Genomic DNA, 5,537 nt, shown 5'->3' with positions numbered 1-5,537 from the left:
GTCTGCTTGTTAGATGAAAATTATTTATTTATTTTGGATTTTAAGGGTGAAATTGTGCAAAAAATTAAACTTCCAAATTCACTTTCGCAGAATGTAATCTACAAATATGATTTTGTTGTTGATAAGCAAAATAATTGTTGGTTAAACCTTCAAAACAAAGGACTTTTTATTTTAAAAAATAACAAATGGAATGCGATAAACGAGAATTTAGGATTGAATACTACTGACAATATTAATTTTTTATTTTGTGATACCAAAGGTAAAATGTGGATTGCAACCAATGAAAAAGGACTTTTTTGCATTGCGAATACTGCCATTTCGTATTATCAATTTCCAAACGAGAATAATTTTTTTAACGGATTTGCCCTTGCTGCAGATGCTAAATCGTTGTTTGTATCTTCTAAATTCTGTTTGTATAGTTATAAAAATAAGGATTTAGATTTTTTGAAAAAATCAAATTCTGAAATTAAAATTGATTCGTATGATTCGGTTCCCGTTTTTTATCTTTCGAGACAGCAAAATACGCAATGGGATTCGAGTTTGGAAATGTTGTTAGTTCAAGGTCGGCAATTATTGAAATATGATTTAGGTACTAGTTTTTCTTTAAATGGTACAAATTCAATTTCAATAAATAAAAATCAAAAGCAGTTAAAATCCAATATAAAAGAGAAGATTAAAAATGTAGTTTTTTATAAAAATGATTATTATTTCAATAATTCAGAAAACATAACGATAAGAACTTTTGATGAGAATAGGTTTGTACTACAACGCGATTTAAGACTCAACATCAAGGGTTACATTCAAGATTTTGCTTTTATAAAAGACACAATGTGGATTGCTACAGAAGGCAAGGTTTATAAAACATTTCGTGAAAAAGTTGTTGATAGTATTTCAATGATAAATGGTATAAAAGCTGAAAATGTAAACAAGATAAAAGTAATTAATGATGTTGTTTTTTTGTGTTCCAATTCGGGTTTGTTTATACTAAAAAACAAAGAAAATAGGGTTTTAAATAAGTACAATTTTTTACCCAATAATGAAGTTTATAATGTAGCACTTTTTGGAGACGAATTGCTGGTTGCAACCAAAGATGGATTGGCTAAAATTGCAATTAGTTTAATTTTTTCATCTTCAGTGACACCAAAGTTAGAATTGTTTTACAAAGGTAAAATCACAACAAAAATAATTTCGAGTTCTAAACAAGAATTGATTAAAATTGAATTGCGAATTCAAAACTTCAACGCTGTAAAAAATCAAATAATTCAGTTTAAAATTGACGATTTAAATTGGGTTACAACGCAAAATAAATTTCTTAATTTTCAATCATTATCTTATGGAAATCATACACTTTCTGTTAGGGTAAAAGATGTAAACTCAAATTGGACAACTAAAACTATTTCTATTCAAAAAGAGTATCCTTTTTATTTGAAATGGTGGTTTATATTAGTTGCAAATTTACTTCTTATAGGAATCGTATTTTTCATTTATCAACATCAAATTAAAAAAATAAAAGCCAAAAAACAACTAGAAATTGAAGCCAATAATCGTGTTGCCGAACTGCGTCAAAGTGCTTTATCGGCAATGATGAATCCGCATTTTGTCTTTAATTCGCTCAATGCCATTCAGTATTTTGTAAATAGTAATCAAAAAGAAAAAAGCAGCGAACATTTAGGTAAGTTATCACGATTGGTTAGGTTGTTTTTATCACAAGCTGCAGAGCCATTTATTAGTTTAGAAGACGAAATTAACCGACTCAAATTGTATGTAGAATTAGAACAAATTCGTTTTGAAAATTTCGATTTTAAGGTAAATATTGATTCGAATATTGATCAGAAAAATGTCAAAATTCCGAACATGATTGTACAACCTTTTATCGAAAACGCTATTCTTCACGGCGTTTCACATTTAAAAGAAAAGGACGGAAAAATAGATTTAAGTTGTAATTTAAGTAACGATATTTTAACTATTGAAGTAATCGACAACGGATTTGGAATTGACTTGAATAAATTAAAAAACGACACCCATATATCTAAAGGAATTGCTATAATCAAAGAGCGAATTGAAATTCTACAGCAATCTTACCCCGAAAGAGTATTTTCAATAACTCAAGAAAGTGTTTTTAATGACACCATTCGTAAAGGACATAGAGTTAAAATTGTGATTTCAATTTAGTATTTGTACCCAGTTTTTTACCGCTTTCTAATTATAACCTACCGCTTTCTAATTGATTTTGGTAGTGGTTTTGGGTTTTTGTAATGTTGATATAAGTTTTGCGAAACACTTAACCATTAGCAACATATCAAAAATGAAATATTTAAAATTAATTATTCTGAGTATAATTGGAGCGTGCGGAACAATGCGTTCACAAACAAGCGAGCCAATTTCTGACAAGGGTTTACAATTTTCTATTCGTGCAGGTTTAGATAAACCTTTATTTAACAATAATGTGCCTTATGTTGATTACAAAATTGGGTTAAATCTTGGCGTTTCCCTAGATTATTATTGGAAATGGTTTGGTGTTGGTTTTGATTTTGACTATCTTAATAATGGAGCGAAAAATAGTTATCCACTAACTAATTTATTTAATTCTAGCGGAACACAATTAACATCATTTGCAGTTCAAGAAAATAAAATTACTAGAATGTTTTATGGTTTTGGGCCAGATTTTAGATATGTATCCAATAGTAAAAAATTTCAAACAGAACTCAATACACGTATTGGATTTTCGAGTATAAAAGGAGGAGAAGTAGAAGTTGTTGAAACAACAACTGGTAGCGATCAGTTGCTTAATTATCATGCTGGATATGATTTGAGCAGTTCTTTATCTGCTAAAGCACAATTAAGATTTACCTATTTCTTTAACAACTTTGGTGTTCATCTTGGTGTATATTATTTAAAACATTTTGATGGCACAGAATTGTATAATGCTACAAAAGGTTTTTCTACTGGATTTGCTCCATTTACTACCAATCAAGATGGAGGAATTGTCGCTGATGAAACATTCGCATTTCGAAAAGAACCTTGTGATTGCGACTTAGCCTCAATGGGAGTTTTTGCTGGAATAACTTTTAAATTTCCTAAAAAAGTAAAAGAAGAAAAAGTTTGTGCGCAATGCGTTGAATGTACTGTTTGCGGAAAAACACATGCGCTTCCAATGTGTGCTTGCCAAGTTTGTGGCTGTAAACTTAGCATAACTGCAAAAGATAAATTTACACACGAAATTTTACCCGATACTGATGTCGTTTTGGTAAATTCTTCTGCACAAACCATTAATTCGGGTAAAACAAACGGTTTTGGAGTTGTAGTTTTTGATAATGTAAAACCAGATAATTATACAATCAAAGGATTGTTAAATACCGTTTCGTTAGAAGATGGCTCAATTGCTAAATCAGAATTCGCTAGTTGTCAAGCTAATAATGGAGTTATAGCTAAGGAAATTATTTATAGCGATAGAAATTTTATTATAAAAGGCAGAGCATTTGAATGTAATTCAACAATTCCAATTGCTGGCATCAATGTAACATTAGAAAATAAAGAATTAGCAATTAAAAAATCAACAATGACTGATGCTCAAGGAAATTTTTTACTTCAATTGCCAGAAACTGGAGTTTTTGAATTGTACGGTAGAAAAGAAAGCTATTTTTCTCAAATAGAACGTGTTACAGCTAGTAACTACAACAGAGATAAAAATCTTTTTGTTCAGTTAGAAATGTGTGCTGAGAAAGTAGATTGTGGAAAAGGCTTGGGTTTAAAAAACATTCTTTTTGACTTAGACAAATATGTTATTAAAGAAAGTGCAAAACCAGAATTAAATCGACTTGTTCGTTTTATGCTAGACAATCCAACGGTTAAAGTTGAAGTTGGTTCGCACACAGATTGTAGATCTAGTCATGCATACAACAAAAAATTATCTCAAAATCGTGCTAATGCATCAGTAGATTATGTTGTTTCTCAAGGTATAGAAAGAAGTAGAATTACAGGAAAAGGTTACGGAGAAACTGTTTTGTTGAATGAATGTGCCGATGGTGTAAAATGTTTAGAAAGTCAGCATGATATCAACAGAAGAACAGAAATGAAAGTGATTTGTCCAGAATAATTGATAATTTTTAAAAAAAACGAAAAATGAAAAAAATAATAAATTCAATAGGTATTTGTGTTTTGCTATTTGCTGTTTCTTGTTCAGAAAAAGAACCATGCGAATATGAAACTAGCGCTACAAATCCGCCGTCAAGTTGTGTTGAAAATGAATTTGCGGGTTATATGGTTTTTACTCAAGGTTCAGGAAGTACTGGAACAGACGACTTTGGTCTTATATTTAATACGCAAAATACATTTAATGCACCGTTAGGTCAAAACTGGTACGATCCATCACTTGGAACTTCGCAATTAACAGCTATTCATCCTGCTATGTGGAAGAAAAGTGTAATTGGTAATGTTTTCGGAATTGCTCTTGATGACTCCAATGGAATCTATTTAAGTGCTTCAAATATTTATTTTGGATTGGGTTATGGCGCCGGTGATGGTTCAGCAGGTGTTTATGGTATTGGAGGTTCTGCCGGAATTTATTATACCAATATGTCCAATCCAAATGTAACTTCTACACTTGTTAAAACGCTTAACTCTGCTTCTGCAAATACTGTTGGAACAGCAACTATACCAAGCACAGGAAATAGCAGCTTTTTAGGAAATGTTGCTTATGATAAGATGAATAATCAGCTTTTTGCAACCAATGGTGAAGATGGCAGAATTTATAGAATAAATCCAACAAACGGAATTGTTAAAAGTATTTTTGATCCATTTGTATTAGATAATGGTGTTGCCGGAAGAGTGCTTTTTGGTGAACAAATTTGGGGAATTAGAACTTTGGTTGAAAATGGAATTACCTATGTCTATTTTGCAAGATCTGTTTCATACAACGCAAATTCTCAAGTTGGTGTAAAAGAAATTTGGTCTATCCAATTAGATTCAAATGGCGAATTTATGGCTACTGAAATAGGCGCTACAAAATTATTTGACGATTCTGCTTCCAGTTCTGTTTTGCAAATTGCAAACGTTAGAGGAACAAGACCTTTTATTATGGATATTGCTTTTTCATCTACTGGAAAACGAATGATGGTTGCCGAAAGAGGAAATCCACACAACTCTCAAACCTTTGAATATGTTAGAAATGGCGCAACATGGATAGTTGGAAATAATTTTTATTCTGGTGGAGAAGCAATACCTGGTCAAGCAGGACAAAATGCTGCTGGCGGAGTTGATTATGGAAATCGAAGAACAAGCGCAACTAGTTTAGCTTGTGATGATATTGTGTGGACTACAAGTAATTTTATGAGACCATTGAACGGAAATTCTGACGGATTATACGGAATTCAAGGTATTAGTGCTGCTGGAAATAGCGCCACAGTTCTTAATAATAATACTACTGATTTATACATTGATTATAATAATGATACGTCAACATCTGATAAAGGAGGAATTGGTGATGTAGAAATTTTCGATTCTAAATGTCCTTGTAATAATTAAATATCTTATAAATA

3 protein-coding genes are annotated in these 5,537 nt (G+C 31.1%); all 3 read left to right on the top strand.

Translation table 11 applies throughout. The features are described 5' to 3' along the window. Positions 1-2,172 (top strand): histidine kinase (locus DIU01_RS03590; protein WP_290831877.1); only part of this gene is annotated, 2,172 nt, incomplete at its 5' end. 133 nt (positions 2,173-2,305) lie between these two features. Next, entirely contained in the window at positions 2,306-4,096 is a 1,791-nt protein-coding gene (locus DIU01_RS03585; RefSeq protein ID WP_290831876.1) for an OmpA family protein, read from the top strand. A gap of 26 nt (positions 4,097-4,122) precedes the next feature. Beyond that, the gene (locus tag DIU01_RS03580; RefSeq protein WP_290831875.1) at positions 4,123-5,523 is read left to right on the top strand and encodes a hypothetical protein; all 1,401 of its coding nucleotides are present in this window, start codon (positions 4,123-4,125) and stop codon (positions 5,521-5,523) included. Positions 5,524-5,537 lie beyond the last annotated feature (14 nt).

The sequence above is a fragment of the Flavobacterium sp. genome (assembly GCF_003525665.1).
GTDB lineage: Bacteria > Bacteroidota > Bacteroidia > Flavobacteriales > Flavobacteriaceae > Flavobacterium.
The sequence above is the reverse complement of the archived record's forward strand: the minus strand, read 5'-3'. Positions and strand labels throughout refer to the sequence as shown.

Coding starts and splice junctions, on each gene's coding strand:
- DIU01_RS03585 (WP_290831876.1), top strand. CDS start 2,306: ATGAAATATTTAAAATTAATTATTCTGAGTATAATTGGAGCGTGCGGA.
- DIU01_RS03580 (WP_290831875.1), top strand. CDS start 4,123: ATGAAAAAAATAATAAATTCAATAGGTATTTGTGTTTTGCTATTTGCT.